The organism is Acidovorax sp. BoFeN1 (assembly GCF_003345135.1).
Taxonomy (GTDB): Bacteria; Pseudomonadota; Gammaproteobacteria; order Burkholderiales; family Burkholderiaceae_C; genus Acidovorax; species Acidovorax defluvii.
The window spans coordinates 90067-109965 of sequence record NZ_QOZT01000001.1 but is presented as its reverse complement, the minus strand read 5'-3'; the positions used below and the strand labels follow the sequence as shown (position 1 = coordinate 109965).

General features: G+C 65.1%; 19 protein-coding genes and 1 pseudogene. 2 read left to right on the top strand and 18 right to left on the bottom strand.

Translation table 11 applies throughout. From position 1 onward, the window contains the following. Positions 1–114: 114 nt before the first annotated feature. From DTW89_RS00520 to DTW89_RS00440, 17 genes and pseudogenes are all read right to left on the bottom strand, one after another. A pseudogene (locus DTW89_RS00520) lies at positions 115–657 on the bottom strand (TrbG/VirB9 family P-type conjugative transfer protein); the annotation flags it as partial. After that, positions 654–1358, bottom strand: a complete 705-nt coding sequence (gene trbF / locus DTW89_RS00515) for a conjugal transfer protein TrbF (protein ID WP_004358717.1) — start codon at positions 1356–1358, stop codon at positions 654–656. The gene trbF and the pseudogene DTW89_RS00520, both read right to left, overlap by 4 nt. Before the next feature lie 12 nt (positions 1359–1370). Then, positions 1371–2741: a P-type conjugative transfer protein TrbL gene (gene trbL / locus DTW89_RS00510; RefSeq protein WP_114654475.1), complete on the bottom strand. Its 1371-nt coding sequence runs from the start codon at positions 2739–2741 to the stop codon at positions 1371–1373. Then, a complete protein-coding gene (locus tag DTW89_RS00505) occupies positions 2738–3070 on the bottom strand; it encodes a hypothetical protein (RefSeq protein WP_035481276.1) in 333 nt (110 codons plus the stop codon). Before DTW89_RS00505 ends, trbL begins: the two co-directional genes overlap by 4 nt. 12 nt (positions 3071–3082) lie before the next feature. Next, complete coding sequence (gene trbJ, locus DTW89_RS00500) at positions 3083–3808, bottom strand: P-type conjugative transfer protein TrbJ (RefSeq protein ID WP_035481274.1); 726 nt, start codon at positions 3806–3808, stop codon at positions 3083–3085. Continuing rightward, entirely contained in the window at positions 3805–6258 is a 2454-nt protein-coding gene (gene trbE / locus DTW89_RS00495; protein ID WP_035481272.1) for a conjugal transfer protein TrbE, read from the bottom strand. The genes trbJ and trbE overlap by 4 nt, the downstream gene beginning before the upstream one ends. A 15-nt stretch (positions 6259–6273) precedes the next feature. Then, a complete protein-coding gene (locus DTW89_RS00490; protein WP_035481271.1) occupies positions 6274–6546 on the bottom strand; it encodes a VirB3 family type IV secretion system protein in 273 nt (90 codons plus the stop codon). Further along, positions 6543–6938 (bottom strand): TrbC/VirB2 family protein, encoded by a 396-nt coding sequence (locus tag DTW89_RS00485; RefSeq protein WP_035481269.1) that lies wholly within the window; start codon positions 6936–6938, stop codon positions 6543–6545. Before DTW89_RS00485 ends, DTW89_RS00490 begins: the two co-directional genes overlap by 4 nt. Further along, positions 6935–7987, bottom strand: a complete 1053-nt coding sequence (gene trbB / locus DTW89_RS00480; protein WP_035481267.1) for a P-type conjugative transfer ATPase TrbB — start codon at positions 7985–7987, stop codon at positions 6935–6937. Before trbB ends, DTW89_RS00485 begins: the two co-directional genes overlap by 4 nt. Next, positions 7984–8448 (bottom strand): ribbon-helix-helix protein, CopG family, encoded by a 465-nt coding sequence (locus DTW89_RS00475; RefSeq protein ID WP_035481266.1) that lies wholly within the window; start codon positions 8446–8448, stop codon positions 7984–7986. The genes trbB and DTW89_RS00475 overlap by 4 nt, the downstream gene beginning before the upstream one ends. After that, positions 8445–10448 carry a conjugal transfer protein TraG gene (locus DTW89_RS00470; protein WP_035481265.1) on the bottom strand — a complete coding sequence of 668 codons (2004 nt, stop codon included), beginning with the start codon at positions 10446–10448 and terminating at the stop codon, positions 8445–8447. Before DTW89_RS00470 ends, DTW89_RS00475 begins: the two co-directional genes overlap by 4 nt. Before the next feature lie 235 nt (positions 10449–10683). After that, complete coding sequence (locus tag DTW89_RS00465) at positions 10684–10962, bottom strand: EexN family lipoprotein (RefSeq protein ID WP_011806066.1); 279 nt, start codon at positions 10960–10962, stop codon at positions 10684–10686. Further along, complete coding sequence (locus DTW89_RS00460; RefSeq protein ID WP_052814403.1) at positions 10959–11903, bottom strand: LysR family transcriptional regulator; 945 nt, start codon at positions 11901–11903, stop codon at positions 10959–10961. Before DTW89_RS00460 ends, DTW89_RS00465 begins: the two co-directional genes overlap by 4 nt. Positions 11904–11939: 36 nt before the next feature. Next, a complete protein-coding gene (locus DTW89_RS00455) occupies positions 11940–12257 on the bottom strand; it encodes a DUF3861 domain-containing protein (protein ID WP_226285475.1) in 318 nt (105 codons plus the stop codon). Between the two features lie 25 nt (positions 12258–12282). After that, complete coding sequence (locus DTW89_RS00450; protein ID WP_236636979.1) at positions 12283–13311, bottom strand: HlyD family secretion protein; 1029 nt, start codon at positions 13309–13311, stop codon at positions 12283–12285. A 13-nt stretch (positions 13312–13324) separates the two neighbouring features. Next, complete coding sequence (locus DTW89_RS00445) at positions 13325–14899, bottom strand: MFS transporter (RefSeq protein ID WP_052814404.1); 1575 nt, start codon at positions 14897–14899, stop codon at positions 13325–13327. Continuing rightward, a complete protein-coding gene (locus tag DTW89_RS00440) occupies positions 14896–16431 on the bottom strand; it encodes an efflux transporter outer membrane subunit (protein ID WP_035481259.1) in 1536 nt (511 codons plus the stop codon). Before DTW89_RS00440 ends, DTW89_RS00445 begins: the two co-directional genes overlap by 4 nt. Positions 16432–16654: 223 nt before the next feature. Here DTW89_RS00440 and DTW89_RS00435 point away from each other — a divergent pair, with 223 nt between their 5' ends. Then, complete coding sequence (locus tag DTW89_RS00435) at positions 16655–17311, top strand: TetR/AcrR family transcriptional regulator (protein WP_049756488.1); 657 nt, start codon at positions 16655–16657, stop codon at positions 17309–17311. Continuing rightward, on the top strand, positions 17308–17760 hold the full coding sequence (locus DTW89_RS19575; RefSeq protein ID WP_202904314.1) for a MarR family winged helix-turn-helix transcriptional regulator: 453 nt from the start codon (positions 17308–17310) through the stop codon (positions 17758–17760). Before DTW89_RS00435 ends, DTW89_RS19575 begins: the two co-directional genes overlap by 4 nt. Here DTW89_RS19575 and DTW89_RS00425 read toward each other — a convergent pair. After that, positions 17749–19740: a relaxase/mobilization nuclease domain-containing protein gene (locus DTW89_RS00425; RefSeq protein ID WP_114654474.1), complete on the bottom strand. Its 1992-nt coding sequence runs from the start codon at positions 19738–19740 to the stop codon at positions 17749–17751. The genes DTW89_RS19575 and DTW89_RS00425 overlap by 12 nt on opposite strands. Positions 19741–19899: the final 159 nt, after the last annotated feature.

Below are 19899 nucleotides of genomic sequence, written 5' to 3'. Positions count from 1 at the left end.
GGCGGAAATCGGGCCTCAGCGCCCCGCGAACTGCCCAAATGGGCCGCGCGAGAGGCATAAAAGTCCAAAAAACTGCGTCATCCAGGTTTGCGCGGAAATTTTCGACGGCTTGTTCAGCGTAGCCTTAAGGCCCGAGCGGATCGGCTTGACCAGCACGTTCACGCGCAGGTCGGCACCGCTGCCGCTGGACGTGTCGCCCACGATCCAGCGCACGGTATCGCCGGCGGCCACCGTCACCAGCTCCTCGCCCGGCTGGAGCGAAACCACGGTAACGCGGCCCACGGCCGCATAGACCTGATAGAGCGCGCCATCGGTGAAGGGCCAGACCTGAATCGCATTGACGTAGCCCTCGCGCGTGGGCGCGACGCGCGCCTCGGCATTGGCGCGCGAGACGCGCACCTTCTCGTCTGCAGGCTCCGGCGTAGGCTTGGCGTCCTCGGCTTCGGGCAACGGCTTCAACTGCGCCGGCATCGGGAGCACCTCGGGTACGGCCACCACCTCCACCGGCGCAGGCGGCTCCGGCAGCGGCTGGGCCTGCACCGGCTCATCGAGCGAGATCACGGGCGGCGGTTTACCCTGTGTGGCGCAGCCCGTGGACAGAACAGTCGACGCAAGCAGGATCACCGGCAAAGCGGTTTTACGGAAAAGATCATTCATGGCTTGGCTCCTTCGGAAGAATCCAGTTCGCGGCTCCACGACAGGCCATTGACGTAGATGCCCAGGGGGTTCTTGCGCAGACGTTCTTCGGTGCGCGGCGGCTGGAGCACGATGGACACCACGGCCGTCCACCGCTCCAGGCCCGCCGCGGCACCGTTGACGTAACGGCGTTCCGTCCAGCGCACGTTGAAAGACGTGTCGCTGGCACGCACGACGCTGGTGATCTGCACCGTCACCGATTCCTTACCGATGCGCGCGAACGGATCGTTCACGCGCGCGTAGTCGTTGAGTACGACTGCGCCCTTGTCGGTCGTGTAGTCGTAGGCATCGAGCCAGTTCTGGCGCACGACGATGGGGTCGATGGACAGCGAGCGCACTAGGCCGATAAATCGGCCCAGGTGGTAAGCCGTCTGCGCGTCGCTGGGCTTGTAGGGCGTGGCGGCTTCGCCGACCGCTCGCACCTGGCCCGCGTTGTCCACCTCCACCACATACGGCGTCACGATGGACTGCGCCGAGCGCCATACCAGGCCACCGGCCATCAGCAGCGCGAGCGTGAGACACCCGAAGGCCATCAGCCGCCAGTTCTTCGCCTGCACGCGCGGCGAGCCGATACGTTCGTCCCACACCTGGCCGGCAGCTTGGTATGGCGTGGCAGGCGGCGGCGTGTCGGCGTAGCGCACCTGCGGTTTCTTGAATCGCATGGTCAGTTCTCCTTATGAATCGGAATCGCGCAGGCTCGGCCCCTGGCCGGAGCCGCCACCATCGCCACCGCGCAGCGCGTGGGCAGTGGTGGTCGCGGCATGGGTGAGTTGCTGGCGGCGGTGCAGCCGCTTGGCCCAGGCGGGTTGCTCTGGTGTCTGTGCAGCGGTGCCGCCTGCGGGGGCTTCGCTTGTGGCGGGCTGACCGGCTGACGCACCAGCGTCGCCATTCCAGCCAGCGCGGAACGGCGCAGCCATGCGCTGCCCGGCGGCGGAAGCGCGGGATGCCGCCGCGCGTCCTGCCGACTGCGCGCCGGTCTTGGCGACATTGCCCAGGCCCGCCATTGCACCCTTTGCACCACCGCCTGCGGCGGCGGAACCGGCCTGGAACGCCGATTTCGCGCTGCTGGCTGCCGACGTGGCGGCGCGCGCACCGCTGCCGGCCAGCTTGGCGGCAGCCGGGGCCATGCGCGCCCCGGCCATGACGGCACCACCTACGCCCGTTGCGGCGGCACCGACGGCCACCGCCGTTCCTGCTGCGCCGATAGCAGCGCCGGCCATCGCGCCCGCACCGAGCTGCGGCGCACCGGACACAAGACCCGTGGCGATGCCGGGGCCGAAGATACCCAGCGCCAGCAAAGTGAGCGAGGCCAGCATGATGACCAGCGCATGGTCGATGGACGGCTCGGCGGGATGGACTTGGAACTGCGCGAACAGGCCCGAGCCGATACCAACGATGACGGCCAAGACCAAGACCTTGACGCCGGCGGACACGACGTTGCCCAGCACCTTTTCCGCCAGAAAGCTCGTCTTGTTCCACAGCGCGAACGGCACCAGCACGAAGCCGGCGAGCGTGGTCAGCTTGAACTCGATCAGCGTGATGAATAGCTGGATCGCCAACACGAAGAAGCACAGCACCACGACCAGCCACGCGAGGAACATCACCACGATGGGGTCGAGGTTCACGAACACTTCGGGGAACCCCGCCATATCGCCGATCTGCTTCAAGATCGGCGCCCCTGCGTCGATGCCGGTCTTCGCCAGCCGACCCGGCTGCAAGAAGGTCTCCATCGTGATGGCCGAGCCGGTGGCGGTGATGCCCAGCCCCGCAAACGAGCGAAACACGATGCTGGCCAGCCAATTGAAGTTGTTGAGGATGTAGGCGAAGGCACCGACGTAGAGCACCTTGCGCAGCAGCTTGGCGATCACGTCCTCGCCCTGGCCGGTGGCATGGCTCATGGCCCAATACAGGCCGGCGATCGTCATGTCGATGACGATCAGCGTGGCCGTGAGGAACGCCACTTCGCCCCGCAGCAGCCCGAAACCCGAGTCGATATAAGCGGCAAAGGTGTTGAGAAATTGGTCGATGATGGTCACGTCATTCATGGCGTGTCCTCCGGTTCGGCGGGAACGGCCGGCGCCATGCCATCGGCCGGTTCATCGAAGCTCGGCGGGATCGGCGGCAGGTCGGCCAAGGTCTGGTATTCATCCGGCCCAGCCTGGCCGGAGAAGAAGCGCCGCCGGAAGGCTTCGGCGGCGGCGCGGCAAGCGTCCTCGCCCGCGGCCTGCCGGTCTGCCGCGCATTGCGCGCGCAATGCCTTCAGCCGCACGGGATCGGCGGCCAGAGCATCGGCAAGGTTGTCGGCCGGCTGCTTGCCGCAAGCGGCCAGCAGCACGACAAGCACCACAACAGACGGGGCGAGGACGCATCGCATGGCGGCCTCCCGTCAGTTGCCGTAGAAGTTCACTGACTGGGGCGTGTACGGCGTGCCTTCGCCCAGGAAACGCCGCCGCACTTCGCGGGCGCGCTCCGTGGCTGCCGCCTGCCGCGCCAGCTCCAGCGACGCCGCCCGGTCTTGCGTGATCTGGAGCCGCTGCGATTGGATCGACTGCTTGGCCTGCAAGGCCAGCAACTGATTCATGGCCTGCATCGCCTGCAACGCACCTTCGGCCGACTGGCTCTTGCCAACGAGATCGGCCAGCACGCTTTCGTCTTCGCCCAGGTTCTGCGACACCTGGGCCTGCATCTGCATAGTGGTCTGCAAGCCGTTGAGCGTGTTCCGCCAACGCTCCTGCGCGTCGCGGTACATCTGGTCGCCGCTGACGGTGGCGGCGTACTGCTCGGGATAAAGGCGCGCGAACTCCCGATCGAGGTTCGTCACGTCGTAGGCCAAGCCGCGCGCCTGGGCGATCAGCCGCTCGGTCGTCGCCAGATTGGCGCGCAACTGGTTCACCACGCTGGACGGCAGGCTGGCGAGGTTGCGCGCCTGGTTCATCAGCATCTGCGCTTCGTTCTGGAGCTGCTGGATCTGGTTGTTGATCTGCTCCAGCGTGCGGATCGCGGTCAGCGTGTTCTGCACGAGGTTCGTGGGATCGACCACGACCCATTGCGCATGGGCGGTGGCGGTGCAAAGCATGGCCGCGATGGCGGCGGCGACAAGACGCTTTTTCATGGCAGGTTCTCCAGAGGTTGGTCAGCGAGGGAACCCGGCGCGAGGCCGGGGAACGAGGGCAGCAGGTCGGCCGCCCAATCGAGGCCGCGATGGCGCAGCCAGGCGCCCGCGAAGCCGGGTGCGCCGGCGTCCAGCAGCAGGCGGTCTATGTCGCGCTGGTCTTGCGGCGTGGACGCGCCCGCGAAGGCCAGCGCCGCCGGCCCCAGGTCGAGGTCGAACAGGCGGTTGCCGAGACGGGATTGGTAGTAGTAGTCGCGCTTGGGCTGCGCGGTGGCGACGATTTCGATCTGCCGCCTGTTGAGGCCGAAGCCCTGGTAGATCGTGCGAATCTGCGGCTCGGTCGCCTGCGGGTTCGGCAAGAAGATGCGGATGGCGCAGCTCTCGATGATCGCGGACGCGATGCTGGAGTTCTGGATGTCCGCCAGCGACTGCGTGGCGAAGATGACGCTCACGTTTCGTTTGCGCAGCGTCTTGAGCCACTGGCGGATGCGCGCGGCGAACATCGGGTCGTCCAGGAACAGCCAGGACTCATCGAGAATCAGCAGGGTCGGTGCGCCGTCGAAACGCTCATCGAAGCGCGCGAACAGATAGCCCAGAACCGACCGCACGGCGGCCGGGCTGGCCATCAATTCCTCCATCTCGAAACACTGCACGTCGGCCGTACCCAGCCGGTCGTGGTCGGCGTCCAGCAGCTTGCCGTGCGCGCCACCGAGCACGTAGGGCGCGAGTGCCTGGCGCAGCGCGTTCGATTGCAGCAGCACCGACAGGCCGGTCATCGTGCGCTGCTCCAGCGGCGCACCGACAAGGCTGCCCAGCGCCGACCAGATGGCCGCCTTCTCGTCGGGTCCGACCGCCACGCCTTCATGCAGCAGCCGGCCTTCCACCCACTCGGCCGCCCAGGTGCGATAGCCATCGCGCTCGATGCGCGCGAGCGGCTGGAACGCGATGCCGCCATCGACACCCAGGTCGTAGTGCTCGCCGCCCAGCCCGAGGATCGTGGCGCGCATCGAGCGCCCCATGTCGAATGCGAAGATGCGCGAACGCGGATAGCGGCGAAACTGCATCGCCAACACGGCTAGAAATGCGGATTTGCCCATGCCGGTCGGGCCGACCACGGCCATGTGCCCCACGTCGCCGATGTGCGTAACAAATCGGAATGGCGTGGCGCCATCGGTGCGGGTGACGATGGCCGGCGGGCCGTCGAGGTGTTCGTTCTTCTCTGGGCCAGCCCATACCGCCGACAGCGGCATCATGTGCGCCAGGTTCAGCGTCGAGACGATGGGCTGGCGCACGTTCGCGTATGCATTGCCGGGAAGGGACGACAGCCAGGCATCCACGGCGTTGAGGGTTTCGGGAATGGTGACGAAGCCCCGGCCCTGGATGACGCGCTCCACCATGCGCAGCTTCTCGTCGGCTACGGCCGGGTCGGCATCGAGCACCGTCACCGTGGCGGTGAGGTAGCCGAAGGCGACTTGATCGCTGCCCAGTTCCTGCAAGGCGGCATCGGCGTCAGCCGCCTTGTTGCTGGCGTCGGTATCGACCAGCGGGCTTTCCTGCTGGAAGATCGTTTCGCGCAGCAGCGCGACGACGTTCTTGCGCTTGGCGAACCACTGGCGACGAAGGCGGGAAAGTTCTTTTTCCGCCTCGGCTTTGTCCAGGCAGAGAAAGCGCGTACTCCAGCGGTACGCAAAACCGAGGCGGTTGAGGTCGTCCAGAATCCCCGGCCAGGTCGAGGTCGGGAAGCCCCGCACCGACACCACGCGCAGGTGCTGGTCGCCAAGCATGGGCGCCAGGCCGCCGACCAGTGCGGAGTCGGTCAGCAGCGCGTCGATGTGGAACGGCACTTCGGGCACGCCGACGCGATAGCGCCGCGTCGAGATGGTGGCGTGCAGGTAGGTCAGTGTCTGGCCGTCATCGAGCCAGGCGATTTCCGGCATCACGCCATCGAGCAGGTCAAAGACGCGATCCGTTTCCGCGACGAAGGCTTGCAGCCGCTCGCGCCAGTCCACGCCGTCGGTGGGCCGGTTCTCGTACAGCATCCCCGCCGCACGGGCGCGCGATTCCTCGGGCGGCAGGTACACCAGCGTCAGGTGATAGCCGCTCTCGAAGTGGTTGCCTGATTCCTCGAAGGTGGCGCGGCGTTCCTCGTCCACCAGCCACGACAGCGGCTCGGGAAACTCCGAGTGCGGATAGTCGGCAGCGGGCCGGCGCTCGGCCTCGATGAACAGCGCCCAGCCCGACCCCATGCGACGCAGCGCGTTGTTCAACCGCGCCGACGTGGCGATCAGCTCGCCTTGCGTCGCGCTGTCGAGGTCAGGCCCACGAAACCGGGCCGTGCGCTGGAAACTGCCGTCCTTGTTCAAGACGATGCCCGGCGCGACCAACCCGGCCCAGGGCAGCCAGTCGGCGAGCAGCGCCGGGCGCTGGCGGTATTCGGCGAGGTTCAGCATCGCGGCGTCCTCCCCTCACACGTCCAGCAGCGGGCGATGCTTGATGTGTCGCGCAAAGACCTGCATGAACTGCGGATCGACGCGTGCTCCCCACACCGCCAGCGAATGGCCGACGATCCAGAGCACGGCACCGGGAATCCAGAGTTGCAGGCCCAGCCCCACAGCGGCAGCCAGCGTGCCGTTGGCAATCGCCACGGTGCGCGGCGCACCGCCCAGCAAGATCGGCTCGGTGAGCGAGCGGTGCAAAGGCACCTCGAACCCGGCCGCGAAGGTATCCGGGGCGCTCATACGACAGCCCCGCCGGAGAAGCTGAAGAACGACAGGAAGAAGCTCGAAGCCGCGAATGCGATGGTCAGACCGAACACGATCTGGATCAGCTTGCGGAAGCCGCCCGACGTGTCGCCGAAGGCGAGCGCGAGGCCGGTGGCGATGATGATGATGACCGCGACGATGCGCGCCACCGGCCCCTGGATGGATTCAAGGATGGATTGCAGCGGGCCTTCCCACGGCATCGAGGAACCGGCGGCCTGCGCGGTTCCGGCCAGGAACAGCAGCAGCGCGGCCAGCAGCAGCCCTTGCGCCGCAGGGCGGGCCAGACTGCGCAACCGCGCGAAGCCGGACAGCTCGGCCAGGTGGGAAGGCGGATTTACGGAAACACGGAAAGCATGGGCGTGTGTCATGGCAGTTCTCCAAGAGAGTCAGGGGACAGGGATGTCGCCGCAGCAGGTGCGGCATTGGGGATCGGCAGCAGCTCGGGGAACGGCGTTTCCAGGGCATCCGCCAGTTGGTAGCCCACGCCGTCGAAGCCGACGACGCGGGCAATGCTCTCGATGCGGCGCTTGCGCCCGCGCCCGGCGATGTGGATCACCACGTTGACCGCCTCGGCGATCAGCGCACGCGGCGGGTTCACCGCCACTTCGAGAATCAGTTGCTCCAGGCGCAGCAGCGCGCCGAGCGCGGAGCCGGCATGGATCGTGGCGATGCCGCCGGGGTGGCCCGTGCCCCACACCTTGATGAGATCCAGTGCCTCGGCGCCGCGCACCTCGCCGACGACGACACGATCCGGGCGCAGGCGCATGGACGAACGCACCAGCTCCGTCATGGACACCACGCCTGCGCGCGTGCGCAGCGGTACGTGGTCGCGAGCCGCGCATTGCAGCTCCACCGTGTCTTCGAGCACCAGCACGCGGTCGCCCGTGGCGGCGATCTCCGCGAGCAAGGCATTGGCGAGCGTGGTCTTGCCGCTGCTGGTGGCGCCGGCGATCAAGACGTTCTGCCGCTCGCGCACCGCGCGAACGAGAAAGCCCGCCTGGGCGCTGGTCATCATGCCGTCGATGACGTATCGCTCCAGCGGGATCACGCCGATGGCGCGCTTGCGCAACGCGAAGGCCGGCCCCGGTGAGGCGGGCGGCAAGATGCCCTCGAAGCGTTCGCCCGTTTCGGGCAACTCGGCCGACAGCAGTGGTTGGCCGCGATGCACCTCCGCGCCGACGTGGGCGGCCACGAGGCGGATGATTCGCTCGCCGTCCGCTTCGGACAGCTCCACGCCCATCGGCGCGCGGCCCGACGACAGCCGATCTACCCAAAGGGTGCGATCGGGGTTGAGCATGATTTCCACCACGTCCGGGTCTTCGAGCGCGGTGGCGATCAGCGGCCCCATCGCTGTGCGCAGCATCTGGATGCGACGGTCGAGCGACGTGGCGCTCATGGACTGCGGAGCGGCGCTCATGACGCACGCTCCTGCGCTTGCGCGGCTGCCGCCGCGTCCTCCATCCGCATCGGGTCGGGATGCAGTTCTTCCACCACGTCGCGCACCAGGCTGCGCCCGCGCAGCAGGTGGCGGCCCAACTGTTCAACGAACTGCTCGAAGCGCGCCTTGCCCTGGGCGCGGGCGGCCTCTTGGTGAGCCTCGGGGACTGGTGTGCTGACCGTGAGGTAGTAGCGGATGAACAGCGCCAGCGTCTCGATCTGGATGTTCTGGTCGCGCTCCAGGCGCTCGGCTTGGCGCGACAGGCGATCAAGGCGCTTGGCGACTGCCGCCTCGCGCTGGTCTGCTGCGTCCGGCGACAACCAGGACGCCAAAGCAGCGGCTACGATGCTGGACTTGGATACGCCTTTCTTGGCGGCCAGCTCGTCCAGGCGCTTGGCGTGCTCCGGCTGGATGAACAGGTTGAGGCGGTAGTGGCTCATAGCTCGATTCCGTCGTTGGGGTCGAGGGAAGCCAGCCGGGCCGTGCGCTGCATGGCCGGATCAAGCTGGCGAGGAAGGGGAAGCGGCAGGTCGTCGTCGTCATCGAGCAGCGCGAGGTCGGCCGCAGGCGCGGCCAGGTCGGGGTCATAGGCGACGGTTTCCGAGAGTTCGGGCTGACGGCGTGGGCCGCCGTCGTCGGTCGATGCGCCGAAGCCTTCGGCGGTATCGGTCACAGGCGCGGCTGGCACGACCGGAATCGCCAACCCGCTCCAGTCGTCGGGGCGCAGCGGCGGCGCGTCGGCGTACTGCCCATCCGCCAGCGTGGGCGGCGGCAGCACGCGCTGCTTGAAATTGCTGTCCGCGTAGTAGCGCAGCTTCCTGGCCTTGATCGGCGCCACGCTGGACACCATCACTACTGCCTCGTCGGGCGGAAGCTGCATCACCTCGCCGGGCGTCAGCAGCGGGCGCGCTGTTTCTTGGCGCGACACCATCAGATGCCCGAGCCACGGCGCGAGCCGGTGGCCAGCGTAGTTGCGCTGCGCGCGCAACTCGGTGGCCGTACCCAGCGTCTCGGAAATGCGCTTGGCGGTGCGTTCGTCGTTCGTCGCAAACGTCACGCGGACGTGGCAGTTATCGAGGATGGAATGGTTCTGCCCATACGCCTTGTCGATCTGGTTGAGCGACTGCGCGATGAGGAAGCTGCGGATGCCGTAGCCGGCCATGAAGGCCAGCGCCGTCTCGAAGAAATCCAGGCGCCCCAGCGCCGGGAACTCATCGAGCATCAGCAGCAGCTTGTGGCGGCGCGCGATGCCATCGGAGCCATCGAGCGATTCGGTAAGGCGTCGCCCGATCTGGTTGAGGATCAGGCGGATAAGCGGCTTCGTCCGCGAAATGTCCGAAGGCGGCACCACCAGATACAGCGACACCGGATGCCCGGCCGCGATCAGGTCTGCGATGCGCCAGTCGCAGCGCGATGTGACTTCGGCCACGGTCGGATCGCGGTACAGGCCGAGGAACGACATGGCCGTGGACAGCACGCCCGAGCGTTCGTTGTCGCTCTTGTTGAGGACTTCACGCGCCGCCGATGCGACGACCGGATGCGGCCCATCGCCGAGGTGCGGCGTGGTCATCATCCGGTGCAAGGTCAGCTCGAACGGGCTGGCCGGGTCGGACAGAAAGTTGGCGACGCCGCGCAGCGTCTTGTCTTCGCCCGCGTAGAGGACATGCAGGATGGCCCCGACCAGCAGCGCGTGCGAGGTCTTTTCCCAATGGTTGCGCTTCTCCAGCGCGCCTTCGGGATCGACCAGAATGTCCGCGATGTTCTGCACGTCGCGCACTTCATGCGCGCCGCGCCGAACCTCCAGCAGCGGGTTGTAGGCCGCTGACTTCGCATCGGTCGGGTTGAACAGCAGGCAATGCGAGAAGCGCGAGCGCCAGCCGGCGGTGATCTGCCAGTTTTCGCCCTTGATGTCGTGGATGACGGCCGACGCGGGCCAGGACAGCAGCGTCGGCACCACCAGACCGACACCTTTGCCCGAGCGCGTGGGCGCGAAGGTCAGGACGTGTTCCGGGCCTTCGTGGCGCAGGTACTGGCGGCCGTGCTGGCCGAGGAAAACGCCGGCCGGTTGCGTCAGGCCCGCCTTGTGAATGTCATCCGCGTTCGCCCAGCGGGCCGAGCCGTAAGTCGTGACCAGGCGCGACTGCCGCGATCGCCAGATCGACATGCCGATGGCGACGACCACCGCCAATAACCCACTGCCGCCCGCGATGGCGCCGCCGGTATCGAACACGCGCGGCGCGTAAGCATCGAAAACGAACCACCACTCAAACAACTTCCACGGGTGGTAGATCGGCGTGCCAAGAAAATCGAACCAGGGCGAGCCAAGGCGTACTTGATAGCCAAGGGCGGCTGCTGTCCATTGTGTGGCGCCCCACACGCCGGCGATCAAGATGCCGAATACCACGGCAATCTGACCGAACAGCACGTTCGTCCCTTGCATGACCTGGCCTCCGATTTCTCCTGCGCTGATTCCTCATGGAAGAAGCGGCACAAGGGCGTGCCGCAGGCGTCAGGATCGGTGCCGGGTCAGTGCCGGTCAAAGACCGTTTAGAGCAGAAAGGTCGAGGAAAAAGAAAGAATGAGTGCGGTGGCGAGCCAAAGAAAAACGCCGCAAGCGCGGGCGCATTGCGGCGTGTCGAGAAAAAAGTGAAGGCGAATCGGCGAACGGCCAACAATCAGAACTTTGGCGACTCTTTCGGCGGTGTGTAGGGCGTTTCTCCGTCGCCATAGAACCGTTTGCGCGTGGCTTCTGCTACCCGGTTGCACAGCACGTCGCCCAGCTTGGAGCGGTCGGTCTTGCATTGCTGGCGCAGTTCCTTGAGCCGGTCGGGGTTGGCCGCCAGTTCTTCCACCGTCGGAATGCTTGCCTCCGAATCGGCAGCTTTCTGAGGTGCCTCTGATTGGCCGCAAGCGGCCAAGGTAGTCACCAGCAAGAACGGAATGATCTTCTTCATGGCATCAATTCCTCCGGGGGATCAGGGTTGCGGCCTCGTATGGGCCTGGGAGTTTCCGGCAGTTCGATGGCCTGTACGCGCTCAATGAACCGTGTCAGTTCGTCGGACGGATCACCGTCAAGACGAAGCAAGTAGGTCGTAAGCGGCGGAACGCGCGACGCCAGCGGCCGGGCCACGACACCTAGCTCACGGCTGGTGGCAATGTGTGCAGCGCCCGCCAACCCGAGCGCGAAGCCGGCCGATACCAGTGCCATCATCAGATCGCACGTGGCAACTCGTTCTGCGATGAGCGGCTCCATGTCAGCACGACGCAGCACTCGTTCAACGTGCTTGGCATGGCCTTCACACACTTGCGGATCGCACAGGACCAGCGGATAGCGCAGCAACTCGTCCAAGGGAATGCGCTTGTGGGCCAGCAGCGGATGGCGGGCGGGAACCGCCACCATGAGCGCATCGCTCCAAGCGGGCACGGCGACGATGCCATCGCCTACTTCGTCGGATTGGGCAAACCCCACGTCGTACAGATCATCATGAAGCCCTTTGATCTGCTGTGATAACGGCACCTCGAAGAAGCGAATTTCGACCTCGGGTTCTTCCTGACGACACAACGCCAGTAAGGCCGGCAAGCGCGACGGCGTGATGCCATCCGACATGGCCACACGTAATTGCCCATGAAAGCCATTAGCCGCCGCTTTCACGCTGTCACGCGCTTGTTCCAGGGCAGCGAACACACGACGCACATGCTCCAAGAACAATGTTCCGGCATGGGTTAGCCGCGTGCTGCGCGTGGTACGGGCAAACAGCGCCACGCCGAGTTCTTCTTCCAGTTCCTTGATGGCCCGCGACAGCGGCGATTGTTCAATATGCAGCTTCTCCGCTGCGCGAGCGAAGCGGAGTTCTTCGGCCACAGCCAGAAAGTATCGAAGGTGACGAAGCTCCATAGTGATTCATATCCCGTGTCGCGCAGAGAAGCCGAATCAATCTTTTCCTTGGATGTCGCTTGATCCTGCCTTGAAATCCTTCACGAATTGATATAGCTGCGGCAGGAACGAAGACAGAAGCGGGTCATCCTTGTTTGCCAAGATGGCTCCACCAAATAACTTCAACCCAACTCCAAAAGCAGCGGCTTCCGCCTGGCTACTGAAATCACCTCTGCTGCGAATCCACGTCACGACAGAGATGATGTCGTCATGATTTCCAACCTCAAACTGTAGAGGCTTGCGATCGGTGGGAACGCCATGTGAATCAGTCAATTGCTCCAGAGTTACGCGATAACGGTATTGCCTCATTTGCATGGGTCCTCACGTTGGGCTAATGACGCTATTCACCGATGCGGATCTTCGGCGTCACGGACATGCCGACGCGCAGGTTTGCAGCGTCAAGCTGGTCGGGGTCGATGCGAATGCGCACAGGCAGGCGCTGGACGATCTTGGTGAAGTTGCCCGTGGCGTTGTGTGGCGCGACAGCCGAATAGCTGACGCCACTGGCCGGCCCCAGGCTTTCCACGGTTCCCTTCAGTACGGCACCCGGCAAGGCGTCCACCTTGATGTCCACCGATTGTCCGGCCCGTACACGCGCCAACTGCGTCTCGCGGAAGTTGGCCGTGATATAGAGGGCATCGAGTGGAATCACCGCCAGCAACGGCTTGCCAGCATTCACGAATGCGCCGACACGTACCGACTTCTGGCCGATCATGCCGTTGATGGGCGCGGTGATTTGGGTATAGGAAAGCTTCAACTCCGCAGCCGCCTGTGCGGCCTGCGCTTGAGAAAGCGCAGCCTTGGCCTTTTCAAGATCGGCTTTCAGGATGTCCGTTTGCTGCCGCGCCGCTTGCAGGCCCGCGCGGTTCTTGTCCCGGCTGGCCAGCCGAATGGCCAACTGCGCTTCGGCCTGTTGTTGTGCCTGGATCGAACCAGATCCATCGGCTGCCAAGTTGCGATAGCGTTTTTGGTTGGCCTCTGCCAGTTTGAGTTCGGCATCGTCCACCGCAACGGCTGCCTGCGCTTGGCGGATCGCGGTTTCTTGCTGCGCCACACGCGCGGCAAGCCCCGCGACGCTGGCCTCGGCGGCGGCGACTTGTGCCTTTGCCGCATCCACCGCAACGATGAAATCCCGGTCGTCGATGGCTGCGAGCAAATCCCCTGCCTTCACTGGCTGGTTTTCTTCGACCAGTACCTTGCCGATCACTCCCGACACCTGGGGCGCGACGAGGGTGAAATCAGCCTGTACATAGGCGTCGTCCGTGGATTGGGTCGATGCGCTGGACTCGGGACGATTCAGATAAATGACACAGCCCGCTGCGACTGCGAGCAGCAGCACGGCACTGGTGATCTTGGCTTTCTTCGGCATTGCCATGGTGAAACTATCCTTGGGACGACGACGGTGTGGAATGAGAAGCGGGGGCCTGCAAGTCGGGCGCGGGAATGTAGGTCAGCCGCAGTACGAAGGGAACCATCACCAGCGCCAGAACGCCCAGCACGCGATAGGCATCCGCGACCGACAGCACCAGTGCCTGTTGGCCGATGATTCCCATCAGTTGAGCGGGCTCCGGGGCAAGCGGAACGGAGTTGCCTACCAACGCGGCGTGGTCCAGCAGCATTTCCGCGTGGAACCGCTGCCTCACGGTCACGAGTTGCCCAACCACCGCGCCCCCGAATACCGACCCCAGGGCGCGCAGCGTGTTGATGTTCCCCGACACATACGGGCCTTCGCTGGGGTGTACGACACTGGTACACAGGAACAGCAGCGAGACGACAGCCATGGGCTGGCCAAAGGCTTGCAGCGTCTGCGTCATCACGAACTGGTCACGGTTCCAGTCGGAAGTCAGTTGCGCGCCGGAGAAACACGCCAGGGCGATCAGCAGCAGGCCGCCTGCGAACACGAATCGGGCATCGACCCATTTCCGGTATAGGAACAGCGCTACCACTGAACCCAGGACCAGTTGAGGCAGCGCGACGATCAGGCCGATCGGTGCCATCTGAAGCGGCCGGTAGCTCTGGAGCGGCCCAAGATAGGTCATCGGCAACATCACGCCAGAGTTCAGCACGACAAGAAGGCAGATGAACAAGGTGAAGCCCAACGCCAGGTTGCGGCGACTGAGCATCTGCAATTTGATGAACGGCGCCGGGTGATACCACTCCGTCAGCAGATAGGCCCCTAGCAGAGTCAGCCCGGCCGCCAACGAGACGACGATGAGGGGGGAGTTGAACCAGTCCAGCCGCACGCCCTGATCCAAGGCGACGGTAATCAGGGCAAATGCCGGCACGCCGAAAGCCAGGCCGGGCCAGTTGGCCTGCGGGAAGCGGTCTGTCTGGATCGGGTCTTTCGGCAGGCCCCATCCGATCAACAAGGCGGCAATGGCCGCGAGCGGAAGTATCTGCCAGTACACCCAGCGCCAATCGAACAGGCCGTCCGTCCAATGACCCGCCAGCCAGATCGAAAGGTTCGGCGCGAAAGTGGCCGTAAGCGCATACAGCGCCAGTCCGTGCAGCCGTATGTGGGGCGGCAGGAACTTCAACGCCGCCATCATCAACACGGGAATCATCGTGCCGCTGGCGATGCCTTGCAGGAAACGCATGGCCAGCAGCAGATCGAGGTCATGGATGAAGGGAATGCACACCGCCAGCAAAGTGCATGTGCCGATCATCCATAGCTCGAAGCGGCGCACCGAAAGCGTGATGGCGAACCATGCCGAGAAAGGCATCGCGATCACTTCGCCCGCGCTATAGACGGTCGTGAGCCAGGAGGCATCGTCCAGGCCGAAGCCCAGCGCGCCACGCACGTCCGCCAGTGCCAACGCACCCACGCGGTTGTTCAGTCCGGCCATCATGGCCGCGATGAGGATGCCGACCAACCCGGCAATCGCCCGCTTCGGCGGGGCTGCCGCAGCAGCAGGTGCGGGTGGCGCCGCTGTCGGCTGCAACGCTGCGGCACTCATTGGTCAACCTTTGATTGCAAGCTGGCCGGCGATGTGGTGGTCGTCAGAGGTGCATCGCCACCGGCCTGTCGCCCGGATGTGAGTGCATCAGGGTCCCAGCCACCGCCCAGCGACTTGTAGAGATTGACCAGGGTGAGCGCGGCGTTGGTGGCGCTGGCATTGAGGCTGGTCTGGCTGGCGAGGACGCCGCGCTGCGCGGCCAGGACATTCAAGTAGTCGGCAGCGCCTTCCTGATAGCCGCGCTCGGCAGCATGCAGCGCCTGCTTGTTCTGCTCATACGAGACCCGCAATTCGGCATGGCTGTTCTGCTGAGCGGCCCAAGCGTCCAGAGCGTTGTCCACTTCATGCCAGGCTTGCAGTACCGTCTGCCGGTAGGCGATGGCGGCTGTTCTTTGCCGTGCCTCGTTCAGCGCCACGCGCTGCTTCAGCCGACCGCCTTGGAAGATGGGGAGATAGACCGTCGGGCCGACGGAGAAGAACCGGGAATCCCAACTGTCGAGGTCGTTGAACTCGAAGGCTTCGACGCCGACTCTTCCCCGCAGGCCGATCCGCGGGTAGAAATCGGCTTTGGCGACGCCGATGGCCGCCGTTGCAGCATGGAGTTGGGCTTCGGCGCGCTGTATGTCCGGCCGCCTGTGCGCCAATTCGGAGGGCAAGCCCACCGGCACATTGGAAGGAAGCGAAGGTAAGGGCATCGCTTCAAGCAACTGCGCATCGAGGGCGCGCGGCTCCTCACCCAGCAGCAGTGCCAAGGCGTTCATCAGCGTGTTGCGGCGCTGGACCAGTTCGGGCACCAGCGCCTCGACCGTTGCCAATTGCGCGCGCGCCGAAGAGGTTTCAAAGCGCGTGGCGACACCATTGCGCTCACGGCTTTCTGCAAGGCGGAGAGTGCGATCGGCGACCTCCAGGTTCTGCCGGGTGATGTCCAGTTGCGCTTGCGCACCGCGCAACTGGAGATAGGCGCGGGCCACCTCGGCGGACAAGGCCACCCGTGCCGCCTCGCGCTCATACACCGTGGCCTCGAAGGCAGCCGCGGCGCCTTCACGCGATCGCCGCGCACGGCCCCATAGATCGAGTTCCCAACTGGCTTCGAATCCCAACTGCCAGAAATCGCTCGCGCTCGTCGGTGCGCCCAGCGCGGCAAACTTGCCGTGCTCGCTGATCGTCTCGCGGGAATAGCCCGCCGAGACGCCCACGCTGGGCAGCAGCAGCGAGGAGGCAATCCCCAACTGCGCTCGGCTTTGCTCGATGCGTTCGGAGGCGATCTGCAAGTTGAGGTTGCCCGCCTGCGCACGGGATTGCAGACCCGCTAGCACGGGGTCGTTGAACAAGGTCCACCACGAAGATGGGAAGTTCGCAGCGGATGTTTCATTCGGTTGCGCGTAGTCCGCCCTGGGCGACAGTTGAACGGTCGCAAGCCTGTCGTCGGGTTTCACGAAGTCAGGACCAACCGCGCAGCCGACCAGTGAGATCGTGCAGAGCGCCGTGCCTGCTTGTCGCAGCAGTTGTGAGAGCAGCGGTTGTGACGTCATGAAGGTTCACCAAGTATATGAGTTGTACCGAACCGCTCGGTTTGATATCGAGGCAAAAATCAGGCCGCCGCCTCACAGAAAATTTCGGGCATCCACATAAATGCGAATACTCTATGAGACGGCTGACCAAGTTGATACGTACCGAGCGGTTTGGTACTATACCGAATCTAGGCCATTGTGTCAAAAACTTCACCCCAAGCAGATGCGACGCACCAACCAAGTCATGACCACCCAGCCGCCGAGCAGTGACGAGCTGAACACCAAGGCTCTCACCGTCCTGCGCGCTGCGCGCAACGTCTTCCTGACCCATGGGTTCAGCGCGACAACCGACATGATCCAGCGTGAGGCCGGCGTGTCCAAGTCCACCGTTTACGCGCACTACGCAAACAAGGAAGCACTCTTCGTCGCGGTGATCGAAGCCGAATGTGCTGCGTTCACGAACACGGTGCGTGGCATCGGATTCCGTCCGGGGAAGCTAAGAGAGACGTTGACCATGTTGGCTCGGGCCTACTTGGACATCGTGCTCTCGCCGGGCGGGCTGGCTGTCTTCCGCGTCGTGATCGCCGAAGGCCCGCGCTTTCCGAAGCTCGCACGGACGTTCTATCTGGCCGGCCCGCAGGTGATGACGACGATGGTGTCCGAACAACTGGCCAGAGCGGCAGCGTCCGGCGAAGTCGATCTTGGAGAAATTGGCCGTGACACTGCCGCGAGCCTGTTCATCAACTTGGTTCGCGGCGAACCCCAGCTTCAGTGCCTGACTCATCCGGATGCCGCACCTTCCTCGGCGCAGATTGACCAGTGGGCGAACGCAGCCGTGGTGACATTCATGCGTGCCTATGGTTGCGGTGAGGAAGCGCCCAGTAGACGCTCCCGATCATGATGCCGAATGGGGCAACCGGCACGGAGAAATCAGACGTTGCCCTTAGGGTGATGGCGCTTTCTACGGCCATCACGCGGCTTTTCACAGCAAGGAATCAAGTGCTGAATCGCGTGGCTGCTCCGTTTGGTTTGACCGCTGTGCAGGTGATGGCGCTACACCAGATGTCGGTCACTCCAGCATGTACGCCTAGCACTTTGGCTCGTAGCCTGGCAGTCGATTCTGCCTCGGTTACTAGGCTATTAGACCGTCTTGAGAATAAGGGCATGATCCAAAGAACGGCGCAAGAGCGTTTGGATCGCACGCATGACCGCAGAGTTATCGAAATTGTTCTGACTGAACGTGGAAACAACGCGATACGTGAGTTGAAATCACATTGGCACTGCGCGCTCTCGGAATTGACGGAGGTTTGCAAACAAAGCGAAATACATGAGTTAGCACTAGCTGATTGACAGCCCGCGCTGCCGCCCCATCTCCCACGACACGCCACCACCGCGCACCGTTGCGGCAATCTGCTGTCCCAGCCGTTGCTCGATCACGGGCTTCCACGGTACCAGGCTGAACCCCATGCCATCGTCCAGCATCGCGTAGCGTCCACTGGCGAGCATGACGCTGCGCCGGTAGATGCCGGCCACGCGCTGACCGTCGCCCACAGGCCGGTGTTCCAGGCCGGTTTCGGCCGCAATGCCCTTGGCGGCCTGCGCCAGCTCCCGATTGCGCAGCGTGCCCAACAGGTTCCGGGCTAGGATTACGCGCTGCCCGCGCCGCTCGACCAGCCCCTGTTCGGCCAGGAAGTCGGCGCGCTGCTGCATCGCCTGTTTGGCCTCGCTGCCGAAGCCCAGGTCGCCCAGGCCAGAGCCGCCGCCGATCAGTTGCTGGTCGAGCCAGGTGGCACCTATCACGCGGGCCTGCCGCTCAATCGGCAGGTGCGATTTCAGCTCCACGGCCACACCGCCTAGGCGCTGCGCGTCGTACTGGCGGCCACGCTCGGGCAGATCGTCCGGCACTTTCCATAGCCCCTCGGCCACGCGCTCCACGATGCCCGCCCGGCGCAGGGCTTCCAGGCGCCGGACGTGGGCTGCTACGACTTCGTGCGGGTCGCGGCCCGGCACGGCCTGACCCTGCGCCACGGCCAAGTGATGGTCGGCACGGTAGAGGCCATCACTCGCCAGCGCGGCGATGTTCTTGTCGGCCGCGCGCACGTCGGCCGATCCCTTCACTTCCACCACGGCGCCGATCGGATAGTTCGCCAGCTCGTCGCGGGCGTTCAGCGCGACGTAGTGGGCCTTGCCGTCCACGCCGTCGATGACCAGATAGCCCCGGTCGCGCAGCTCGTCGGCCAGCCCCTTCGCGGCCACGCGGCCGAGGATGGTGCGGCCGTCGTCGCCCGGCTCGAATACCGCCAGCTCACGCGGCTCGCCGCGCATGGCCCGTTGCATGGTGCGGATGATGTCGCCACGCTCGCCCAGGGCGCGCAGGGTCTTTTCCGCGTCGGCATGGACAGCCCATGTGCCGGGCTGCATCTCGCCGGCCAGGCCCAGGCGCTGCAAGCGTTGCAGGCGGCCGATCAGCAACAGGCGCTGGCGTTGCAGCCGCGGTTCGTTGAAGCGTTCGATCTGCACTCGGCCGTCCTCGCCGGCCTCGCGTTGCAGGGTGCGATCCAGGCTCGTCCACCGCTCTTGTTCCACCTCGCGCTGCAAGGTCTGCTGGATTTCGAGCTCCGTGCGCGGCCCCAGCCATTCGGTCGCCAGCTCAGCAGCGCGATGGCGGAAGCCATCGGCGATGTAGTCGCCCGCGATGATGAGGTCTTTGCCGGTGTCGTCGCGCCCACGCACGACGATGTGCGTGTGCGGGTTGTCGGTGTTCCAGTGGTTGACGGCTACCCAATCGAGGCCCGTGCCCAGGTCGGCCTCCATGCGACCCATGAGGTGCCGCGTATAGGTGCGCAGGTCTTCCAGCTCCGCGCCATCCTCAGGCGAGAGGATGAAGCGGAAATGGTGCCGGTCGTCGGCGCAGCCCTCCGTGAAGACGTCGAGGTCGGCAGCATCGGTCTGTGGCCCGTAGGCTTGGCCATGCTCGCCTTCGCGGCCTACGCCATCGCGCTCGATGTAGCGAAGGTGCTTGGCGAGCGACTGCGGGCTGGCCTGGCGCTGATTGACCAGCAGCGTCTTGATGGTTACGCGCCGCGACATGGGAGTGAGCTTCGCGCCCGCGAAGCGCGCCGCCGTGTGGCCGCGCCCGAGGCGCGAGCCGGGCCGCTGGCCGGAGTGCTGTCCGTTGCCGCCAGTGCGAGGACGGCGCATCGCCGATTTGCCGCCGCTGGCCTTGCCCGCCTGCTTGAGCACCTTCGAGACGAAGCCCTGGCCCCGGTTCATCGGGGCCTTTGGAGGGTTCGGGCGGATACGGAAATCGTCGTCTCGGCGGTCACTCATGGCTGTGCTCCCTGCAAGCTCTGGCGTGTCCGGTCGTGCAAAGCACGCGGACACACCCGCATTGGCGCGGGCCTCGCGCCACAAGCGGCACGGCGGCGAAGCCGCTGTGTGCCGCGCCACCCCCATGTGCAGACTGGCTTTCGACGCGGCCCGGTGCCG